This is a genomic window from Duganella radicis (assembly GCF_009720825.1).
Classification (GTDB): Bacteria; Pseudomonadota; Gammaproteobacteria; order Burkholderiales; family Burkholderiaceae_D; genus Rugamonas; species Rugamonas radicis.
The window spans coordinates 33,001-52,501 of record NZ_WNKY01000045.1 but is presented as its reverse complement, the minus strand read 5'-3'; the positions used below and the strand labels follow the sequence as shown (position 1 = coordinate 52,501).

Here is a 19,501-nt window from a genome sequence, read left to right as displayed (position 1 = left end):
CCGTCACGAGCGGCGGACACGTCAGCGGCGGGCGCCGGGGCGCGGTCAGCGGATGCGACATCGGCACGCTGGGCGGGCGCGCTGGCGGCAGGCGCGGCGTCCGCTGCGGCGGCAGTGTCCGCCGGGGCTGGCGCATTGACGGCCATGCCTTTCTTGGCCTGCTCTTTCAGCTTGCGTGCTGGCGGCTTGGTGCCGTTTTTCTTCTTGGCGGGTGCGTTGCCCCGCGCCGGAGCGGCAGCGGCTGGCGCACCGGCGTCGGCTGGCTGCGCGTCGTCATCGGCGGGCACAACGTCGGCCGGGGCGGCGGGCGCGCTGTCCCACCACGCGGCGGGTGCCGGCTCGATGGCGGCAGGCTGTGCGACATCGGCTACGTCAACGCCAGCTGCAACGTGCGCATCGTCGGCTCCCTCGTCGCCGTCGACGGCCGCACCTTCCGTTTGTGTCTGCGCGGCGCGCTGTTGCTGGGCGAGGCGCTGGGCCTGGCGTTCGGCAAAGCGCTCGGCGGCGGTACGGCCACGGTTGCGGCTGCGGCGCGATTCCTGCTGGCCGCCTTCCTCCGGCGCAGCCACCGGCGCCACGCCATCGGCAACGGCTGGCGCCTCGCTGACTGGCAATGGCTGCGGCACGCCGCTGCCACGGTACACATACGCACCCGACTTCTCATCGCGGCCAAACTCCAGATACCCGCGCGCCTTGCACTCCTCGATCAGATTGCCGAAGGTACGGAAGCCATAGTACGACTCGCTGAAATCCGGCTTGCGGCGCTTGATCGCCTCCTTCAACACAGAAGCCCAGATCTTGCCGCTGTCGCCACGCTCCAGCACCAAAGCCTCGAACGTATTGACCGCAATTTCCACCGCCTGCGAGCGACGCTTCTCCATCTCCTCGCGGCGCGCGCGTTCCTCCTCCGGCGTACGCTTGACCTGCGGCTTATCGTTGCTGGCCTCGCGACGCGCACGGCGGCTCTCGCGCACCAGATCGTCGTAGAAAATGAACTCATCGCAGTTGGCCACCAGCAGATCGGAAGTCGACTGCTTCACGCCCACGCCAATCACCTTCTTGGCGTTCTCGCGCAGCTTGGACACCAGCGGCGAAAAATCGGAGTCGCCGGAAATAATCACAAACGTATCCACGTGCGACTTGGTGTAGCACAGGTCCAGCGCATCCACCACCATGCGGATGTCGGCCGAATTCTTGCCCGACTGGCGCACGTGCGGAATCTCGATCAGCTCAAAGTTGGCCTCGTGCATCGAGGCTTTGAACGACTTGTAACGGTCCCAGTCGCAATAGGCTTTCTTGACCACGATGCTGCCCTTGAGCAGCAGGCGTTCCAGCACCGGCTTGATATCGAATTTATCGTAGTTCGCGTCACGCACGCCGAGCGCCACGTTCTCAAAATCGCAGAACAGCGCCATGCTGACGTTTTCGTTGGAAGAAGCCATGAAGAGTATTTTCTAGAGTAGGGGTAAGGCAGGCAATCCGGCGATTATACCGAACTGGCCACTATTGCAATCAACAACACTGTTGATTGCGCAGCGGCAGCCCCGCTCAACGTCCAACAACGCGCCACCGCCATTCCGAAATAACCCAGCAAAAACAATGATTTGCGCAAGGCGAAAAAAAATCCGCGATAAATCGCGGATTTTCATGAAGCGGGTAAAACTCAGACGTTGAACAGGAAGTTCAGCACATCGCCGTCTTTCACCACGTATTCCTTGCCTTCGGCGCGCATCTTGCCGGCTTCCTTCGCGCCGGCCTCGCCCTTGTACTGGATGTAGTCGTCGTAGGCGATGGTCTGGGCGCGGATGAAGCCGCGTTCGAAGTCGGTGTGGATCACGCCGGCCGCCTGCGGTGCGGTGTCGCCGATGTGGATGGTCCAGGCGCGCACTTCCTTCACGCCGGCGGTGAAGTAGGTTTGCAGGCCCAGCAGCTTGTAGCCGGCGCGGATCAGGCGATCCAGGCCCGGCTCTTCCATGCCCATGTCGGCCAGGAAGGCGGTCTTGTCGGCGTCGTCCAGGTCGGCGATCTCCGCCTCGATGGCGGCGCAGATGGCCACGATAGGCGCGTTCTGGGTGGCGGCGTAGGCGGTCAGCTGGTCCAGCAGCGGGTTGTTGGTGAAGCCGCTTTCCGACACGTTGGCCACGTACATGGCCGGCTTGGCGGTGATCAGGCACAGTGGCTTGATCAGCAGCATTTCCGCTTCATCCAGGCCCAGCGAGCGCACCGGCTTGGCTTCGTTCAGGTGCGGCACCAGGCGTTCCATCAGGGCCACCAGCTTGATCGCGTCCTTGTCGCCGGAGCGGGCTTTCTTTTGCTCGCGATGGATAGCTTTTTCCACCGTGCCGAGGTCGGCCAGCGCCAGCTCGGTCTGGATCACTTCGATGTCGTCCAGCGGGCTGACCTTGCCGGCCACGTGGATCACGTTTTCATCTTCGAAGCAGCGCACCACGTTGACAATGGCGTCGGTTTCGCGGATGTGCGACAGGAACTGGTTGCCCAGGCCTTCGCCCTGCGAAGCGCCCGCTACCAGACCGGCGATGTCGACGAATTCGACGATGGCGTTGACCATGCGTTCCGGCTTGACGATGTCCGCCAGCGCGGCCATGCGCGGGTCCGGCACTTCGACCACGCCGACGTTCGGCTCGATGGTGCAGAACGGATAGTTCTCGGCCGGGATGCCGGCCTTGGTCAGGGCGTTGAACAGGGTGGACTTGCCGACGTTGGGCAGGCCGACGATGCCGCATTGGAGACTCATGAAAAACCTTTACAGTATGGAGTTGCTTGCTATTTACAGCGTTCAAGGGTCCATTGTACCTTTGTTGGCCTCACACTTCAAAAAACAGGAGCTTGCATGAGCATGCGCGACGCCGGCCGGGACCAGTTCCGCCACTTCCTGACCATCCCCACGCGGTGGATGGACAATGACATTTATGGCCATGTGAACAATGTTGTCTACTACTCGTATTTCGATACGGCGGTGAACCAGTTCCTGATCGAGGCGGGGGTGCTGGATATTCACCAGGGCGAGGTGGTGGGCTTCGTGGTCGACAGCGGCTGTTCGTATTTCAGTCCGATTGCGTTTCCGGACGCGGTGCACGCCGGCATCCGCGTGGCCAAGCTGGGCAACGCCAGCGTGCGTTACGAAATCGCCCTGTACCGCAACAACGAGCCGCTGCCCGCCGCCGCCGGCCACTTCGTCCACGTTTACGTCGAACGCGCCAGCAACCGCGCCGTGCCGATTCCGGATGCGGTGCGCGCAGTGCTGAGCGACTTGATCATCCTCGACTGACTTTTTTGGTGCTAGACTCCTTGGCCATCACGACCCTACGGAAAAACTTCATGTCCATTTCTCGTCTGCGTACTTCTGTTCTGGTGGCCAGCCTGATGCTGGCTGGTGCTTACACGCTGCCGGTGCAGGCCAAGCCTGCGGCGACGGCGGCCAAGGCTGCGCAAGCGCAAAAGCAGTTGGCCAGGCTGGCGGCGGCGTTTCATATGGCGCGCTGCAAGTTCGATCCGCTGCTGTTTGCCACCGCCAATGGCGACAGCCGCTATGACGACCAGATCGGCCTGGCCATTTCGCCCAAGGTGCGCGCGGCGCAGTTCACGCTGTATCGCGGCATGCAGAAACAGCTGATGGCGGTGAACCGCAACCAGCTCAGCGCCCACGATCAGCTCACCTACGATCTGCTGACCTACGAGCTCAATAACGCGATGCAGATGGAATCCTTCCCCGATCATCTGCTGCCGCTGAACCAGATGGATAACGTGCCCAGCACGCTGGCCAATTATGCCGGCGGCACTGGCTCGCAGCCGCTGGAAACGGTCAAGCAGTACCAAGCTTACCTGAGCCGCCTGAACCAGCTGCCGGCATGGATCGACCAGGCGATCGCCAATATGCGCGAAGGCATGCACAAGGGCGTGGTGCATCCGAAAGCCATCATCACCGCCATGCTGCCGCAGCTGCAAAACCTGCGCGCGGCCTCGCCGGAAACCAGTGTGTTCTACTCGCCGGTGACGCGTTTCCCGGCCTCGTTCCCGGAGGCGGATAAAAAGAAACTCAGCGCCGCCTACCTGAAAACGGTGGACAGCAAAGTCGCGCCGGCCTTGAACCGCCTGGTCAGCTTCCTTGAAAACGAATATCTGCCAGCCGGCCGCGCCAGCACCGGCTGGAGCGCCCTGCCGAACGGCGCCGCCTGGTACGCCGCCCACATCAAGGACAGCACCAACCTGCCGCTGTCGGCCGACGAAGTCCACGCGCTGGGCCTGAAGGAAGTGGCGCGCATCCAGCAGCAGATGGCCTTGCTGGGTCCGAAGCTGGGCTACGAAGGCCCGGAGAAACAGCTGCAACAATGGATGCGCGAACAGACCAGGTTTAACATCTTCACCACCGACGAGCAGGTGCTGGACGCCTACCGCGCCATCTACGCGCAAGTGCAGACCAAGCTGCCAGCCTACTTCAGCCTGGTACCGAAGGCCAAGCTGGAGCTGCACCTGGAGCCGGAACTGACGCGCGCCACCGCCTCCGACCACTACACGCCATCGGCCGCCGACGGTTCGCATCCAGGCGTGTTCTGGCCAGTGGTGAACGATCCGAAAAAGTACAGCCGGGTCGACATGGTCAGCCTGTTCCTGCATGAAGGCGTGCCGGGCCACCACCTGCATGCGGCGTTGCTGAAAGAAATCGACCTGCCCGATTTCCGCAAATTCAGCACCGAGAATCCAAACAGCGCGGCCTTCACCGAAGGCTGGGCGCTGTACTCGGAAACGCTGGGCAAGGAGATGGGCTTGTATGACGATCCGGTGGCCTACTATGGCCACCTGAACGCCGAGATGCTGCGCGCCGCGCGGCTAGTGGTGGACACCGGCATGCACGCCAAGGGCTGGACGCGCGAGCAGGCGATCAGCTATCTGATGGACGTGCTGGGCTGGCCGGAAGCGCGTGCGCGCAATCAGATCGAACGCTACATGGTCATGCCGGCGCAGGCGCTGAGTTACAAGATCGGCTCGCTGAAAATCCTGGAACTGCGCGCCCGCGCGCAGCAAGCGCTGGGCGACAAGTTCAGCTACCAGAAATTCCATGAAGTGGTGATCGGCGACGGCACCTTGCCGATGCCGATCCTGGAACAGCGCGTCAACAACTGGATCGCTACTTCGAAGTAGACATCACGTTCATGACCGCCAGCGTCATCGCTTGCGCGGCGGTCTTGATCGACGGTTCCGGCACCGGCGCGTAGTACGGCGAGTGGTTGAAGGCGACCGGCTTGCCGCCCCGCTCCGCTTCGGCCAGCGTTTTCGGATCGTACACGCCGGTGAAGAAGAACATGCCCGGCACACCCTGGTTCACGTACTGCGAGAAGTCTTCGCTGGCGGTCATGGCCGGCATGCGCGAGACGTTGGCGTCGCCGAAGGCTTTCTTCAGCACGCCTTCGGTGCGCGTCACCAGGGCGTCGTTGTTGTCGATGGCGGCGCCGCCGGGAATCAGGTCGACCTCGGGCGCCGGCGCGTCGGCCATCGCCGCCGAGGCATTGGCGACGCGGCGCACGCCCGCCAGGATTTTCTCGCGCACCGCCGGGCTGTAGCTGCGGATGGTGCCGCGCACTTTCACCGTGTCGGGAATGATGTTGCCCACCGTGCCGCCGTTGATGGCGCCGATAGTCACCACGCCGAATTCCTTGGGATCTTTTTCGCGGCTGATCACGGTCTGCACATCCACCACGAAGCGCGCGGCAATCGTGACCGGGTCGAGCGCCTTGTCCGGCGCCGAGCCGTGGCCGCCACGGCCTTTGAAGGTGATTTCAATCGCGTCGGAATTCGACGAAACGGCGCCGCTGTTGTAGCCGATGGTGCCGTAGGCCAGCGGCCACGAGTGCAGCGCGAACGCATAGTCCGGCTTGCCGAAGCGCTTGAACAGGCCATCGTCCAGCATGGCTTTGGCGCCGGACACGGTTTCTTCCGCCGGCTGGCCGATGAACATCAGCGTGCCTTTCCACTGCGCTTTCAGCGTCACCAGCGTGCGCGCCGCGCCCAGCCAGGCGGTCATGTGGACGTCGTGGCCGCAGCTGTGGGCCGCGCCGTTCTTGCTGGCGTAAGGCAGGCCGGATTTCTCCTCCATCGGCAGGCCGTCCAGCTCGGTGCGCACCAGGACCAGCGGACCGGGGCCGTTTTTGTAGATGGCCACCACGCCGGTCTTGCCGACTTTTTCCGTCACCTCGAAACCGATCTTGCGCATTTCAGCGGCCAGCCTGGCGGCGGTGCGCTCTTCCTGGAAGGCGATCTCGGGATGCGCATGCAGGTCCTTGTAGATCGCGTCCAGCTGCGGATAGATGCCGTTGATGACGCTGCCGGCGTCCTGCGCCTGGGCGGCGGCGGCGACGGCCAGCAATGCGATGATCGGTAAGCGTTTCATGGCGTCCTTTCAGTCAGTGTGCAACTTCATGGTGGCGGCGGGGAATTCGCCTTTGACGATCTGCGGCATCACCAGCAGCGATTTTTCAATGGCGCGTTCGATCAGATCCTGGTCTTCGCGGCGCGGGCGGTGCAGCACGAAGTCGGCCACCTGCTGCGCCAGGTTCAGCGAGCGCGGATGGCCGATGCCCAGGCGCAGGCGCCAGTAGTCTTGCGTGCCGAGCGCGGCGGTGATGTCCTTCAGGCCGTTGTGGCCGCCGGCCGAGCCGCCTTTTTTCAGGCGGGCGACGCCGGGCATCAGGTCCAGTTCGTCGTGCACCACCAGCACTTCGTCGGCGTTGATCTTGAAGAAGCGGCACAAGGCGCCGACCGACTGCCCGGAGCGGTTCATATAGGTCAGCGGCTCCAGCAGATACACTTCCTGGCCGGCGATGGCGGCCTTGGCGAACATGGCGTTGTACTTGGTTTCGCGCTGCAGGCGCGCGCCGCTGTCGTTGGCGAGGTTGTCCACCAGCCAGAAGCCGGCGTTGTGGCGGGTTTGTTCGTATTCAGGGCCGGGGTTGCCGAGGCCGACGATGAGGCGGATTGCCATGGGAATGCTCAGTAAAATAAACGCTCTATTATCGCGCAAAAAAAAACCCGCCGGAACCGGCGGGTCTTCATGACTAAAAAGTCAGATTACTTCTTTTCTTCAGCGGCAGCAGCTTCGGCGGCAACGTGGCCAGCCGGTACCGAGGCGGTAGCGATGGTCAGGTTGTTGCCGTGGGTGACAGCGGTCACGCCTTTTGGCAGGGTCAGGTCGGCAACGTGCACCGAGTGGCCTACGTCCACGTTGGTCAGGTCAACGGTGATGAACTCTGGCAGGTCGGCCGGCAGGCACTCGATGTCCAGTTCGTTGGCAACGTGGCTGATGGTCGCGCCGTGCAGCTTGACCGCTGGCGAGATTTCGGCGTTCACGAAGTGCAGCGCCACTTTCACGTGGATCTTCTTCGAAGCGTCAACGCGCTGGAAGTCAGCGTGCAGAACCAGTTGTTTGTAGGCGTGCATCTGGAAGTCGCGCAGCAGGACTTTTTCTGCTTTGCCGTCAATTTCCAGGTCCAGGATCGACGAGTGGAACGCTTCTTTTTTCAGAGCGTGGAACAGGGCGTTGTGGTCCAGGGCGATCGCTACCGGCGCTTCGGTGCCGCCGTAGATGATGCCAGGGGTCTGGCCCGAGTTGCGCAGGCGGCGGCTCGCTCCGGAACCCTGCAATTCGCGTTTGAAGGCTACTACTTTCATGTGATACTCCAATAAATAACAGGACTTGCGTCCCGCGTTAAGAAGCGCCCCGCGACCAGGCGCGCTTCGGGAAAAACGGCGCGCCCGGCAAAATACCGGGCGCGCCGCCTGAAAAACCGGTGTGCCGCCGACGCTTTAGTCGACGAACAGGGAGATCACGGAATCGCCCTTGATGATGCGTTTGAAGGTCTCGGCCAGCAGCGGTGCGCAGGTCAGCTGACGGATCTTGGCGCAGCTCTTGGCGGCGTCCGACAGCGGAATGGTGTCGGTCACGACCAGCTCGTCCAGCGAGGAGCTGTTGATGCGGTCGATTGCCGGACCCGACAACACCGCGTGGGTGCAATAGGCCACCACTTTCTTGGCGCCGCGCTCTTTCAGCACTTCGGCGGCCTTGACCAGGGTGCCGGCGGTGTCGACCATGTCGTCCATGATCACGCAGTTGCGGCCTTCGACGTCGCCGATGATGTTCATCACTTCCGAGACGTTGGCTTTTGGACGGCGCTTGTCGATGATGGCCAGGTCGCAGCCCAGGCGTTTTGCCAGGGCGCGGGCGCGCACCACGCCGCCGACGTCCGGCGACACGACCAGCAGGTCTTCATTGTGTTTCTTTTGCAGATCGCCCAGCAGAATTGGCGAAGCGTAAATATTGTCAACCGGGATATCGAAGAAGCCCTGGATCTGGTCCGCGTGCAGATCCATGATCAGGACGCGCTCGACGCCGGCTTCTTCCAGCATATTGGCCACCACCTTGGCCGAGATCGCAACACGCGCCGAACGCGGGCGGCGGTCCTGGCGGGCGTAGCCGAAGTAAGGAATCGCAGCGGTGATACGGCCTGCCGACGCGCGTTTCAGTGCATCAACCATCAGGATCAGTTCCATCAGGTTGTCGTTGGTTGGCGCGCAGGTCGATTGCAGCACGAACACGTCCTTGCCGCGGACGTTTTCGTTGATTTCAACCATGACTTCGCCGTCCGAGAATTTCGAAACGTTCGCTTTGCCGAGGGGGATGCCGAGATTTTTTGCGACTCCCTCTGCCAACGCAGGATTAGCGTTGCCGGTAAAAACCATCAGGTTTTCGTAAGCCATTGGGATTCCAGAGAAGTTGTAGAAGATTCTTGAAGAGCTCGCGCATGCCGCGCGGTGCTGAACTAACCAAATGGAATGAGGCGCATCGTGCGCCTCACTTTGCTTTATCTGGCCGGAGACTACTGCCTCGACGGACCCAGATACAAACGAATGGCAGGGGAACAAGGATTCGAACCTTGGTATGCCGGAATCAAAATCCGGTGCCTTAACCAGCTTGGCGATTCCCCTACGCAACTGACTGCTCGTCGTTACAGGCCGATATTGTACAGCCTTTTTCACGCTTCGCAAAATCTTTTTTGCCGCTTCACAACTTCGCGGTGAATGGATGATGGTGCAGCGACCTGGCCTTCCAGGCTTGCCACTTCGCCGGCACCTTTGCAAGTACCGCGTCGGCGTCCGCCTCGGTTGCTACCGCGCTGAACACACATGCACCGGAGCCAGTCATCCTGGCATCACCATAAGCACCCAGCCATTCTACCGCTTCTGCCACCGGCGGGAATAACTTCGTTGCTACCTGTTGCAAGTCGTTCTTTCCAAACCCCGCTGTTCCGGAGTGGCTGGAAAAGTCCGCTATATTAACGGCCGGCGTGTTTCTTGTCAAATGTTCCGAGCCAAAAATTGCGGCTGTTGGCACCATGACACCGGGTTCGATGACGACATACCAACAATCCGGCGTGCACACCGGCTGCAAGGCTTCGCCCACCCCTTCGGCAAAGGCGCTCTCGCCAAAGATGAAGAATGGAATGTCGGCGCCCAGCGGCAGGCCGAGGTCCATCAGCTCCTGCTTGCCGAGGCCGGCGTTCCACAGCTGGTTCAGGGCCATCAGCGTGGTGGCCGCGTCGGACGAACCGCCGCCCACGCCGCCGCCCATGGGCAGCACTTTGTCAATCGCGATATCGACGCCGCGCGGCAGCGATCCGGTGCGGCGCCGCACTTCGGCTTGCAGCAGTTGCGCGGCGCGGATGATGAGATCGCTCTCCTCCGGCACGCCGGGCAGGTCGGTCACGCGCCGCAGGGCCGTGTCGTCGCGCAGGGTGAAGTGCAGCGTGTCGCCGTGGTCGATCAGCTGGAACACGGTTTGCAGCAGGTGATAGCCGTCGGGACGGCGGCCGGTCACGTGCAGGAAAAGGTTGAGCTTGGCAGGAGCCGGGCAGTTTTTGAGTTCGGTCATGCCGGCATTTTACTGCGGACGAATGACAACGCGGATCTGCATGTCATCCACCGCCTCGCCCAGCACGATGCGGGTGGCGTCGATGCGCTTGGGCTGCGGCACGGCGGCGCTGTCGTCTTGCCACGACACGTACTCCAGCTTCCAGCCGTCGCGCGTGATGACGTTGTTGTTGGCGGGCGAGGCGACGAAGCGCTTGCCATCGCGGTCGGTGGCGTAGCCTTGCAACCAGTCGCGCATGCCGGACACTGGCAGCGTCCAGCCCAGCGTTTGCGCGGTCAGCGTATCGACGTCGGGCGCGCTCTTTGGCGGCTTGCCGCTTTCGGTCAGCGTGGCCGAGCGCGGCGTGACGTTGATCACGGCAACCGTTTGCCCGGTCGGCGAGTTCAGGCGGATGTCGGTATTGGTTTTGGTCTGCCGCCAGACAAAGCTGCCGTTCAGCGGCTCGCGCTTGCCGTCGCGGGTATAGCTGATGAAGATGCCGCCGGCCAGCTCGATATTGTCCTGGTAGGCGGCCACGGCGGCCGTGGAGCGTGGTACGGACGGGGTGGTGGCGCAGCCGGCCAGCACGGCCATGGCGAGGGCGATCAGGAGAGGTCGTTTCATTTACAGGCTTTGGTTGAGGCGCGCCAGCGTGCTTTTCAGCGCATCGTTTTTCGGGTCCTTGGCGTGGGCTTCTTTCCACATTTTTTGCGCGCCCTCGACATCGCCCTTGGCGAACAGCACTTCGCCCAGGTGCACGGCAATCTCGGGATCGCTGCGCAGGGCATAGGCGCGGCGCAGGAAGCCCTCCGCCTCATTCAGGTTGCCCATGCGGAACTGCACCCAGCCCATGCTGTCCATGATGAACGGATCGCCCGGCGCCATCTGCATCGCCTTGTCGATCAGGCTCAGGGCTTCCGGCAGGCGCTCGTTGCGCTCGGCCAGCGAGTAGCCCAGCGCGTTGTAGGCGTGCTGGTTGTCCGGCGCGGCGATCATCACCTGGCGCAGGGCTTTTTCCATCAGCTCGACCTGGCCGAGTTTTTCCGCCACCAGCGCGAAGTCGTACAGCAGATCCGGATTGTCCGGATAGCGTTTGACGGCGTTTTCCAGCACCGTGTAGGCAGCGCGGTGGTCGCCGGCGTCGCGCAGCAGCTGGGCGTCGGTCTGGAATACCTGCGCCTGATCGGCAGGATCGGCCGGCTTCAGTTCGGCCAGTTGCTGACGGGCCTGGTCGACATTGCCTTTGCGGGCGGTCAGCACCGCCATTTTCATGCGTGCCGCCAGGTAGACTTTTTCGTCATTGCCCTCGACCTTTTCCAGCCAGTTGTAGGCCGCGTCCAGGTCGCCGCGCTGCTCGGCGATTTGCGACAGGATCATCAGCGCCTTGGAGGGATCGCGCTCGTCGTTCGGGTGCTGCTCCAGCGCGGCCACGAAACGGCTGAAGTATTTTTCCGCTTCCGCCATGTCGTTGGCCTGCATGCCCATCACGCCCAGCGCGTACAGGGTGGCGATGTTGTCCGGCTGGTCTTTCAGCAGGGTCAGGAACTGTTTGCGGGCCTCGTCGAACTGCTTGTTGTCCACCAGAATGCGGGCATAGGCGGCGCGCACTTCGCGCGCGTTCGGGTATTTTTCCAGGAAGCCGGTCAGCAGCTTCATGGCGGATTCGATATCGCCCGACACTTGCGCCGTGGTCAGGATGGCCAGTTCGGAATCCGGCTTGATGGCCAGCGCCTTGGTGGCTTCCTCACGGGCGCGCGCCAGGTCGTTGAGGGCGAACGCGCCCTGCGCCAGGATCAGATGCGCTTCCAGCATGCCGTCATAGGGCATCAGCACGCGCTCTTCCAGCTTGAAGGCGGCTTCCTTGTCCTTGGCGCGCAGCAGGTATTGCTGCATCTGGAACATGGCCAGCGGGCGCGCTTCCGGCTTGGCGTTTTTCAGGCGCTGCTCGAACACGGCTTCGGCCTCGTCCAGGCTGTCGGCCACCACGGCAAAGCCGAGGAAGTACTGGGTGGCTTCGTCCGAATCCGGCGCCAGCTGGCGCCACAGGCGGATGGCGGACAGCGCCTCGCCGCCCTGCTTGGCGGTCAGCGCCATTTCGGCGGCGCGCCGCGCCAGGCGCGGGTCGCGGGTTTGCTGCGCCAGCGCCATCATGGTGATGTACGGGCCTTGCCACTGGCCCTGCTTGAATTCCAGTTCCGCCTTGGTGATGCGGTACAGCATGTCGCCGGTCAGTTCGTTATTCGGCAATACTTCGGGCGCCGGCGCTTCGGCAACCGCCGGCTCGGCCGGCCCGGATTCGGCCGGCTGCGGTGCGGCGGCGGACTCGGCCTGCTTCTGCGGCGCCACGGCGCACGCGGACAGCAAGGCAGAGAGAGTTACAATGGCGAAAGCGTTTTTCAAGAGAAATCCTGGCAAGTCAGCATAGTCAGTCAGATTTTACGCCGTTCGCATCGCGCGCGGAGTTTGACTAGTGTAACCAAATATTCCGTTAGAGCCACATCGATGCCAGAATTACCAGAAGTTGAAGTCACCCGGCGCGGTGTAGCGCCCCATATTGAAGGCCGTATCGTGCGCGAGGTGGTGCTGCGCCGCGAGGGTCTGCGCTGGCCCTTCCCGCCCGATCTGCCGCAGCTGCTGGCCGGCCGCAAGATCCTGCGCACCGGCCGCCGCGGCAAATACCTGCTGGTCCATTTCGACCATGGCACGCTGATCATCCACCTTGGCATGTCCGGCCATTTGCGGGTGCTGGCACCCGGCATCGCGCCGGAAAAGCACGACCACTTCGATCTGGAGGTCGAGGGACCGGACGGACGGCAAGTGTTGCGCATGAAGGATCCGCGCCGCTTCGGCGCCGTGCTGTGGCATGACGCCGCCGACGGCGAACTGGAACATCACGTCCTGCTGCGCGAGTTGGGCGTGGAGCCGCTGGAGCCCGGTTTCAGCGGCAAATTGTTGTACGATCAAACCCGGCAGCGCAGCGCGCCGGTCAAGCAGGTGCTGCTGGCGGGCGATATCGTGGTCGGCGTGGGCAATATCTACGCCTCGGAGAGTTTGTTCCGGGCCGGGATCAATCCCAAGCTGCCGGCGCGGCGCATCAGCCTGGCGCGCTACGAGAAGCTGGCGCAGGCGGTGCGCGAGGTGCTGGCCGAGGCGATTGTGCAGGGCGGCAGCACGCTGCGCGACTTTATTGCGGTGAATGGGCAGTCAGGCTATTTCCAGCAGACTTATTTCGTCTATGATCGAACTGGCGTGCCTTGCCGCGTGTGCGCGGCGCCGATACGCCAGATCAAGCAGGGGCAGCGTTCCACTTTCTATTGCGTCAATTGTCAAAAATGAGTTGCCAAAAATAAGGGCAGGCAGATGATGGTCAGGGACTTCGAACAGTACAGCGCATGGCGGCAGGGCGTCGTCACCGCGCTGAAAAACTACCAGGCGTGGGTGGCCGGCGCATCCCTGACCGATGCCGCCACCGAGCAGCGCATCGTGCGCAATCTGGCGCGGCTGGAGGATGACAAACTGTCGGTGGCTTTTGTTGCCGAATTCTCGCGCGGGAAGTCGGAGCTGATCAACGCGATTTTCTTTGCCGAGTACGGCCAGCGCATCCTGCCGTCGGCGGCCGGCCGCACCACCATGTGCCCGACCGAGCTGCTGTGGGACGGCAGCATGGCGCCGTCGATCCGCCTGCTGCCGATCGAGACGCGCGCCGACAACCTGTCCACCAGCGACTACCGCGAGCAGCCGGCCGCGTGGACCGTGCTGCCGCTGAACCTCGACGCCGGCGCCGAGATGCACGAGGCGTTCAAGCAGGTCAGCAAGACGCGCCATGTGACGGTGGAGGAAGCCAAGCGCTACGGCCTGTACGACGAGGACGATCCCGACATGCCAGTCACGCTGGACGAGAACGGGCTGGTGGAGATTTCCTACTGGCGCCACGCCATCATCAACTTCCCGCATCCGCTGCTCAAGCAGGGGCTGGTGATCCTCGATACGCCGGGCCTGAACGCCATCGGCACCGAGCCGGAGCTCACGCTGAACCTGATCCCCAACGCGCATGCGGTGCTGTTCATCCTGGCCGCCGACACCGGCGTCACCAAGAGCGATATCGAAGTCTGGCGCAACCACATCGGCGCCGGCGCCGGGCGGCTGGTGGTGCTGAACAAGATCGACAGCATGTGGGACGAGCTGCGCAGCGAGGAGGACATCAACGCCGAGATCGAGCGCCAGCAGGCCAATGTGGCGCACGTGTTGTCGCTGGAGCCGGGCCAGGTGTTCCCGGTGTCGGCGCAGAAGGCGCTGGTGGCCAAGATCAACCGCGACGTTGAACTGCAAGCGCGCAGCCGCCTGCACGCGCTGGAAGGCGCGCTGTTCAACGAGCTGATCCCGGCCAAGAAGGAAATCGTGCGCAAGCAGCTGAGCGACGAGTTGCAGGCGCTGAACACGGCGCAGCTGGGCATGCTGAACGGACGCATCCGCGGCATCGTCGAGCAGTTGCACGAGTTGAAGAGCCTGCGCGGCAAGAACCAGAGCGTGGTGGCGCACATGATGCGCCGCATCGACGTGGAGAAAAAGGAATTCGACGCCAGCCTGTTCAAGCTGCAAGCGACGCGCGCGGTGTTCACGCGTTTGTCGACCGAACTGTACACCTGCATGGGCATGGACATCGTGCGCGACAATATCGAGCTGGTGCGCGAAGAGATGCAGCGCAGCCGCTTCTTCACCGGCGTGCGCGAGGCGGTGCGCGGCTATTTCGAACGCACGCGCGCCAATCTGGATGCGGCCGAGCACAAGACGGTGGAAATCACCGAGATGATGGGGGTGATGTACCGCCGCTTCTCCAGCGAGCACGGCCTGACGCTGGCCTTGCCGATGCCGTTCTCGCTGGCGCCGTACCGCGAGGAGATCGCCAGCATCGAGGCGATTTACGCCAAGACCTTCGGCACGGCCACGCTGCTGACCACCAGCCGCGTGACCTTGATGGAGCGCTTCTTCGATACCATCGCCTCGCGCGTGCGCGGCTGCTTCAAGGCCGCCAACAATGACGCCGAGGCGTGGCTGAAGGTGATCATGGCGCCGCTGGAGGCGCAGATCCGCCAACACAAGGATCAGTTGAAACACCGGCTGGCGTCGATCCAGCGCATCCACGATGCGACCGACAGTCTGGAACAGAAGATCGATGCGTTTGAGCGCAGCCAGCAGGAGCTGGAGGCGCAGAAGGCGCGCTTGAATGAACTGGCCGGTGCCATCAGCATCGCCATCAACGCGGAATTCGTGGCGCTGGACGCCGCCGCCTAAGTACAGGAACAGAATGAAAGTTGTAGCAGTAGAGAATTTTGCGGATCCCGGTTTTTCGGCCGATCTGATCGGCTGGCAAAAAGTGCATGGCCGTCATACGCTGCCGTGGCAGAACACCCGCGATGCCTATCTGGTGTGGCTGTCGGAGATCATGTTGCAGCAGACGCAGGTGTCGGCGGTGCTGGGTTATTACGCCCGTTTCCTCGAACGCTTCCCTACCCTGCGCGACCTCGCCGCCGCGCCGGTGGAGGAGGTGATGGCGCAGTGGAGCGGCCTGGGTTACTACACGCGGGCGCGCAATCTGCACAAGTGCGCGCAGCGGGTGGTGGCGGAATACGATGGCGTGTTTCCATCCGATCCTTTGTTGCTGGCGGAGTTGCCGGGCATCGGCCGCTCGACGGCGGCGGCGATCGCGGCGTTTTCCGCCGGACGACGCGCGGCCATCATGGATGGCAACGTCAAGCGCGTGTTTGCGCGGGTGTTCGGCATCGATACCTATCCGGGCGAGAAGAAGACCGAGGAAGCCATGTGGCGGCGCGCGGAGGCGCTGTTGCCGGAGCAAGGCATCGAGTCGTACACGCAGGGTTTGATGGACATGGGCGCGACGCTGTGCACACGTTCCAGCCCATCATGCGAGCGTTGCCCGATGCAGGCGCGCTGCGTGGCCTTCAATACCGGCCGCACCCGGGATCTGCCGGTGCGCAAGCCCAAGAAGGCGACGCCTGAAAAGCATGCCGTGATGCTGGCGATGGTGGATGGCAGGCAGGTGTTGCTGGAGCAGCGGCCGCCAAGCGGCATCTGGGGCGGTTTGTTGTCGCTGCCGGAGCTGGAGGGCCATGTGGCGGCCGGGGATGACGAGGTGGCGGAGGCCGATCACGATGCGCTGCTGGGCGCGGTGGGCAAGTTCGGCGAGATGGAATCGTATGAGCGCTTGTCGACGGTGACGCATGTGTTCACGCACTACAAGCTGTACATCGCGCCCTACCGCATCACGCTGTCGCGGCGCCTGGCGCTGGCTGCTGAATCTGGCCACGTCTGGCTGGATGCCGCCGCCATCGGCAACGCCGCTTTGCCCGCACCGGTGAAGAAGCTGCTGCTGGAACTCGTCGGCGACAGCAACGCCGCCCAGCAACGCATGTTCTAGAGGTTAATGAAGATAACGCGCCATCGCAAAAACCACGCCTGCAATAGTGATGGCCGTTCCAACAAACCATTTGATGAGGCGAGCTTCCAGCTCCGACAGCTTGCCTTCCACGCGCGCCACCTCCGTACGAACGTTGGCGATCTCCACATGTACCTTGCCAAATTGCACGGCCACTTCTTCGCGAAACTCCAGCAATTCGACCTTGGTGGCGCAGGTGTTCCGCGCTTCCTCTCTGAACTGCCTGATGAAATCCATAACCTCGTTATCCATGGCGGCCTCCGATGTGTACTACATCATCGGCCGCGCAAGGGAGCGGGTCAAGCGGGATGTTTGTCGTGCTTGAGGCGGATCAGAGTTCGTCGAGCGAGAACAGGCGGCGGTGTTCGCGGATGGCGTAGCGGTCGGTCATGCCGGCGATGTAGTCGGCAATCTTGCGCGCCTGCTTGTTCACATCGCCCGACTTGTCCTGGTAATCCGGCGGCAGCAGCACCGGCTCCGACATGAAGGCGTCAAACAGCTCGCGCACGATGCGGCTGGCCTTCACCCGCATGCGGTTGACCTTGTAGTGGCGATACAGATTCGCATGCAGGAAGCGCTTGAGCTCGGTCGCGTCCTTGCGCATGCCGTCGGAGAAGCGGATCAGCGGCGGCGCATGGCGCACGTCGTCGATGTTCCTGGGCGCGGCCTCGGCGATGCGTTCGCTTGACGTGACGATCAGATCGTCCGCCAGCGCCGTGATCAGGCGGCGCAAGGTTTCGTAAATCGCGCGGCGGCCGGACAAGCCGGGGAAAGCCTGCTGCACATCGCGCCACAGACGGGCAAAGAAATCCACCTGCTCCAGCTGCCCGATGGTGATCAGGCCGGAACGCAAGCCGTCATCGATATCGTGGCTGTTGTAGGCGATCTCATCGGCCAGATTGGTCAGCTGCGCTTCCAGCGACGGCTGGGTGCGGTCGATGAAGCGCTGCGCCACCGGCCCCAACAGCTTGGCGTTGTTCAGCGAGCAGTGCTTGAGGATGCCCTCGCGCGTTTCGAACATCAGGTTGAGGCCGTTCCAGGCGCCGTAGTGTTCTTCCAGCTCGTCGACCACGCGCAGGCTTTGCAGGTTGTGCTCGAAACCGCCGTAATCCTTCATGCACTCGTTGAGCACGTCCTGCCCGACGTGGCCGAACGGCGTGTGGCCCAGATCGTGCGCCAGCGAGATGGCCTCCACCAGATCCTCGTTCAGGCGCAGGTTGCGCGCCAGCGAGCGGCCGATCTGCGCCACCTCCAGGCTGTGCGTCAGCCGGGTGCGGAACAGATCGCCCTCGTGGTTGAGGAAGACCTGGGTCTTGTACTCCAGCCGGCGGAAGGCCGAGGAGTGAATGATGCGGTCGCGGTCGCGCTGGAACTGGCTGCGCGAGGCGTGCGCCGTCTCGGGGTGGCGGCGGCCGGCGCCGCCTTCCGAATGGGCCGCGTAGGGCGCGAGATATTCTTCCGGCGACATCGCGGCCTCCCGCTTACACGCAGGCCGCCAGCGTCGCCAGCAGCAGCTCCTGCGGCGCGTTGGTGATCTTCGGCGAACCCAGCGGATTCATCAGGATGAACTTGATGGCGCCGCCCTCGTTCTTCTTGTCGACCTCCATTGCCTCCAGCCACTTGGCCACGCCCAGGTCCGGCGCCTTGACCGGCAGGCCGGCGGCGGCCACCAGCTGGCGCACGCGCGCCACCGTGGCCGCGTCGATCAGGCCCATGCGCTGCGACAGATCGGCCGCCATCACCATGCCGCAGCCCACGGCCTCGCCGTGCAGCCAGGCGCCATAGCCCATGCCGGCCTCGATGGCGTGGCCGAAGGTATGGCCGAAGTTGAGGATGGCGCGCAGGCCGCCCTCGCGCTCGTCCTGGCGCACCACGTCGGCCTTGATTTCGCAGGAACGAGCAATGGCGTAGGCCAGCGCGCCCTTGTCGCGCGCCATCAGCTTTTCAATATTCGCCTCGATCCACTCGAAGAACGGCAGGTCGATCACGGCGCCGTACTTGATCACTTCCGCCAGGCCGGCCGACAGCTCGCGCGGCGGCAGGGTTTCCAGCGTGGCGGTATCGGCGATCACCGCGCGCGGCTGGTAGAAGGCGCCGATCATGTTCTTGCCCAGCGGGTGGTTGATGCCGGTCTTGCCGCCCACCGACGAATCGACCTGCGACAGCAAGGTGGTCGGCACCTGGATGAAGTCGACGCCGCGCATGTAGCTGGCGGCGGCAAAGCCGGTCAGGTCGCCGATCACGCCGCCGCCCAGGGCGATCAGCGTGGTCTTGCGGTCGGCCTTGGTTTCCAGCAGCTGGTCGAAGATGGCCATCAGGCTGGACCAGTTCTTGTGCTCCTCGCCGTCCGGCAGGATCACGGTGGTGACTTGCTTGCCGGCATTGCGCAAGCCGGTCTCGATGCGCTCCAGGTACAGCGGCGCCACCGTCTCGTTGCTGACGATGGCGACCTTGCCGCCATGCACATGGCGCGTCAGCAGCGCGCCATCGTTCAGCAAGTCCGGGCCGATGGAAATCGGGTAGCTGCGCTCGCCCAGTTCTACGTTTAACAGGATGTTGGATTGTTCGTTCATCGATGGTTCGGCGTGAGTGACGCAGTTGGGCGCGGCTTCGCAAGCCAGGGTGTCCAATTGGGTCAGGATGGTCTGAACCATCGATTGTACGTTAGGACGGCCGGTATCGATGATCAAATCGGCAATTTCCATGTACAAGGGATCACGCACCGCCATCAATTCTTCGAGTTTCTTGCGCGGATCGGCGGTTTGCAGCAGCGGCCGGTTCTTGTCGTGCGCTGTGCGTTGCAGAATGCTGTTGACCGAGGCGCGCAGGTAAATGACGGTGCCGCGCGCCTTGAGAAAGGCGCGGTTGTCGGGATTGAGGATGGCGCCGCCGCCGGTGGCCAGCACCAGCCCGCTCTGCCCGGTCAGCTCGCGGATGACGTCCGCCTCGCGGCGGCGGAAGCTCGCTTCGCCCTCGATTTCAAAGATCCACGGAATCGAGGCGCCGGTGCGCGCCTCGATCTCGTGGTCGGAATCAACAAACTTCAGCCCCAGCTTGCGCGCCAGGATGCGGCCGATGGTGGTTTTTCCCGCCCCCATCAGGCCGACTAGAAACACATTCTGCATTCA

The 19,501-nt window shown here is 63.2% G+C and carries 17 protein-coding genes and 1 tRNA gene; 5 read left to right on the top strand and 13 right to left on the bottom strand.

Going from position 1 to position 19,501, the window contains the following annotated elements:
- Both GM676_RS26030 and ychF read right to left on the bottom strand, forming a co-directional pair.
- On the bottom strand, nucleotides 1-1,442 hold a 1,442-nt coding region (locus tag GM676_RS26030), incomplete at its 3' end, for an NYN domain-containing protein (protein ID WP_155467117.1).
- A 221-nt stretch (nucleotides 1,443-1,663) separates the two neighbouring features.
- A complete protein-coding gene (gene ychF / locus GM676_RS26025; protein ID WP_155467116.1) occupies nucleotides 1,664-2,755 on the bottom strand; it encodes a redox-regulated ATPase YchF in 1,092 nt (363 codons plus the stop codon).
- A 102-nt stretch (nucleotides 2,756-2,857) separates the two neighbouring features.
- Between ychF and GM676_RS26020 the strand changes: the two genes are divergently transcribed.
- Nucleotides 2,858-3,289 (top strand): acyl-CoA thioesterase, encoded by a 432-nt coding sequence (locus GM676_RS26020; RefSeq protein ID WP_229262871.1) that lies wholly within the window; start codon nucleotides 2,858-2,860, stop codon nucleotides 3,287-3,289.
- Nucleotides 3,290-3,339: 50 nt separating this feature from the next.
- The gene (locus GM676_RS26015) at nucleotides 3,340-5,160 is read left to right on the top strand and encodes a DUF885 domain-containing protein (RefSeq protein ID WP_155467114.1); all 1,821 of its coding nucleotides are present in this window, start codon (nucleotides 3,340-3,342) and stop codon (nucleotides 5,158-5,160) included.
- Here the strand turns inward: GM676_RS26015 and GM676_RS26010 are convergent.
- The 8 genes from GM676_RS26010 to GM676_RS25975 form a co-directional block, all read right to left on the bottom strand.
- Entirely contained in the window at nucleotides 5,147-6,406 is a 1,260-nt protein-coding gene (locus tag GM676_RS26010; protein WP_155467113.1) for an amidohydrolase, read from the bottom strand. The two genes, GM676_RS26015 and GM676_RS26010, sit on opposite strands and share 14 nt — an antisense overlap.
- Nucleotides 6,407-6,415: 9 nt before the next feature.
- Complete coding sequence (pth, locus tag GM676_RS26005; protein ID WP_155467112.1) at nucleotides 6,416-6,997, bottom strand: aminoacyl-tRNA hydrolase; 582 nt, start codon at nucleotides 6,995-6,997, stop codon at nucleotides 6,416-6,418.
- A gap of 86 nt (nucleotides 6,998-7,083) precedes the next feature.
- Complete coding sequence (locus GM676_RS26000) at nucleotides 7,084-7,683, bottom strand: 50S ribosomal protein L25/general stress protein Ctc (RefSeq protein ID WP_155467111.1); 600 nt, start codon at nucleotides 7,681-7,683, stop codon at nucleotides 7,084-7,086.
- A gap of 135 nt (nucleotides 7,684-7,818) precedes the next feature.
- Nucleotides 7,819-8,769, bottom strand: a complete 951-nt coding sequence (locus tag GM676_RS25995; protein WP_155467110.1) for a ribose-phosphate pyrophosphokinase — start codon at nucleotides 8,767-8,769, stop codon at nucleotides 7,819-7,821.
- A gap of 151 nt (nucleotides 8,770-8,920) precedes the next feature.
- Nucleotides 8,921-8,997: transfer RNA gene (locus GM676_RS25990), tRNA-Gln, on the bottom strand.
- 76 nt (nucleotides 8,998-9,073) lie between these two features.
- Entirely contained in the window at nucleotides 9,074-9,940 is an 867-nt protein-coding gene (gene ispE / locus GM676_RS25985) for a 4-(cytidine 5'-diphospho)-2-C-methyl-D-erythritol kinase (RefSeq protein ID WP_155467109.1), read from the bottom strand.
- A gap of 9 nt (nucleotides 9,941-9,949) precedes the next feature.
- Complete coding sequence (locus GM676_RS25980) at nucleotides 9,950-10,543, bottom strand: outer membrane lipoprotein LolB (RefSeq protein ID WP_155467108.1); 594 nt, start codon at nucleotides 10,541-10,543, stop codon at nucleotides 9,950-9,952.
- Nucleotides 10,544-12,319 (bottom strand): tetratricopeptide repeat protein, encoded by a 1,776-nt coding sequence (locus tag GM676_RS25975; protein WP_155467107.1) that lies wholly within the window; start codon nucleotides 12,317-12,319, stop codon nucleotides 10,544-10,546.
- A 102-nt stretch (nucleotides 12,320-12,421) separates the two neighbouring features.
- Here GM676_RS25975 and mutM point away from each other — a divergent pair, with 102 nt between their 5' ends.
- From mutM to mutY, 3 genes are read left to right on the top strand one after another with little or no spacing between them, the layout of a single operon-like run.
- Nucleotides 12,422-13,255, top strand: coding sequence for a bifunctional DNA-formamidopyrimidine glycosylase/DNA-(apurinic or apyrimidinic site) lyase (mutM, locus tag GM676_RS25970; protein WP_155467106.1), 834 nt, complete (start codon nucleotides 12,422-12,424; stop codon nucleotides 13,253-13,255).
- Between the two features lie 27 nt (nucleotides 13,256-13,282).
- Nucleotides 13,283-15,211 (top strand): dynamin family protein, encoded by a 1,929-nt coding sequence (locus tag GM676_RS25965; RefSeq protein ID WP_155467119.1) that lies wholly within the window; start codon nucleotides 13,283-13,285, stop codon nucleotides 15,209-15,211.
- 13 nt (nucleotides 15,212-15,224) lie between these two features.
- Nucleotides 15,225-16,355, top strand: a complete 1,131-nt coding sequence (mutY, locus tag GM676_RS25960) for an A/G-specific adenine glycosylase (RefSeq protein ID WP_155467105.1) — start codon at nucleotides 15,225-15,227, stop codon at nucleotides 16,353-16,355.
- Nucleotides 16,356-16,358: 3 nt separating this feature from the next.
- On the opposite strand, the gene GM676_RS25955 is transcribed toward mutY, so the two are convergent.
- From GM676_RS25955 to aroKB, 3 genes are all read right to left on the bottom strand, one after another.
- A complete protein-coding gene (locus tag GM676_RS25955) occupies nucleotides 16,359-16,625 on the bottom strand; it encodes a hypothetical protein (RefSeq protein ID WP_155467104.1) in 267 nt (88 codons plus the stop codon).
- Nucleotides 16,626-16,704: 79 nt separating this feature from the next.
- Nucleotides 16,705-17,841 carry a deoxyguanosinetriphosphate triphosphohydrolase gene (locus GM676_RS25950; RefSeq protein ID WP_155467103.1) on the bottom strand — a complete coding sequence of 379 codons (1,137 nt, stop codon included), beginning with the start codon at nucleotides 17,839-17,841 and terminating at the stop codon, nucleotides 16,705-16,707.
- A 13-nt stretch (nucleotides 17,842-17,854) separates the two neighbouring features.
- Nucleotides 17,855-19,498, bottom strand: a complete 1,644-nt coding sequence (gene aroKB / locus GM676_RS25945; protein WP_155467102.1) for a bifunctional shikimate kinase/3-dehydroquinate synthase AroKB — start codon at nucleotides 19,496-19,498, stop codon at nucleotides 17,855-17,857.
- Between the last annotated feature and the right edge of the window lie 3 nt (nucleotides 19,499-19,501).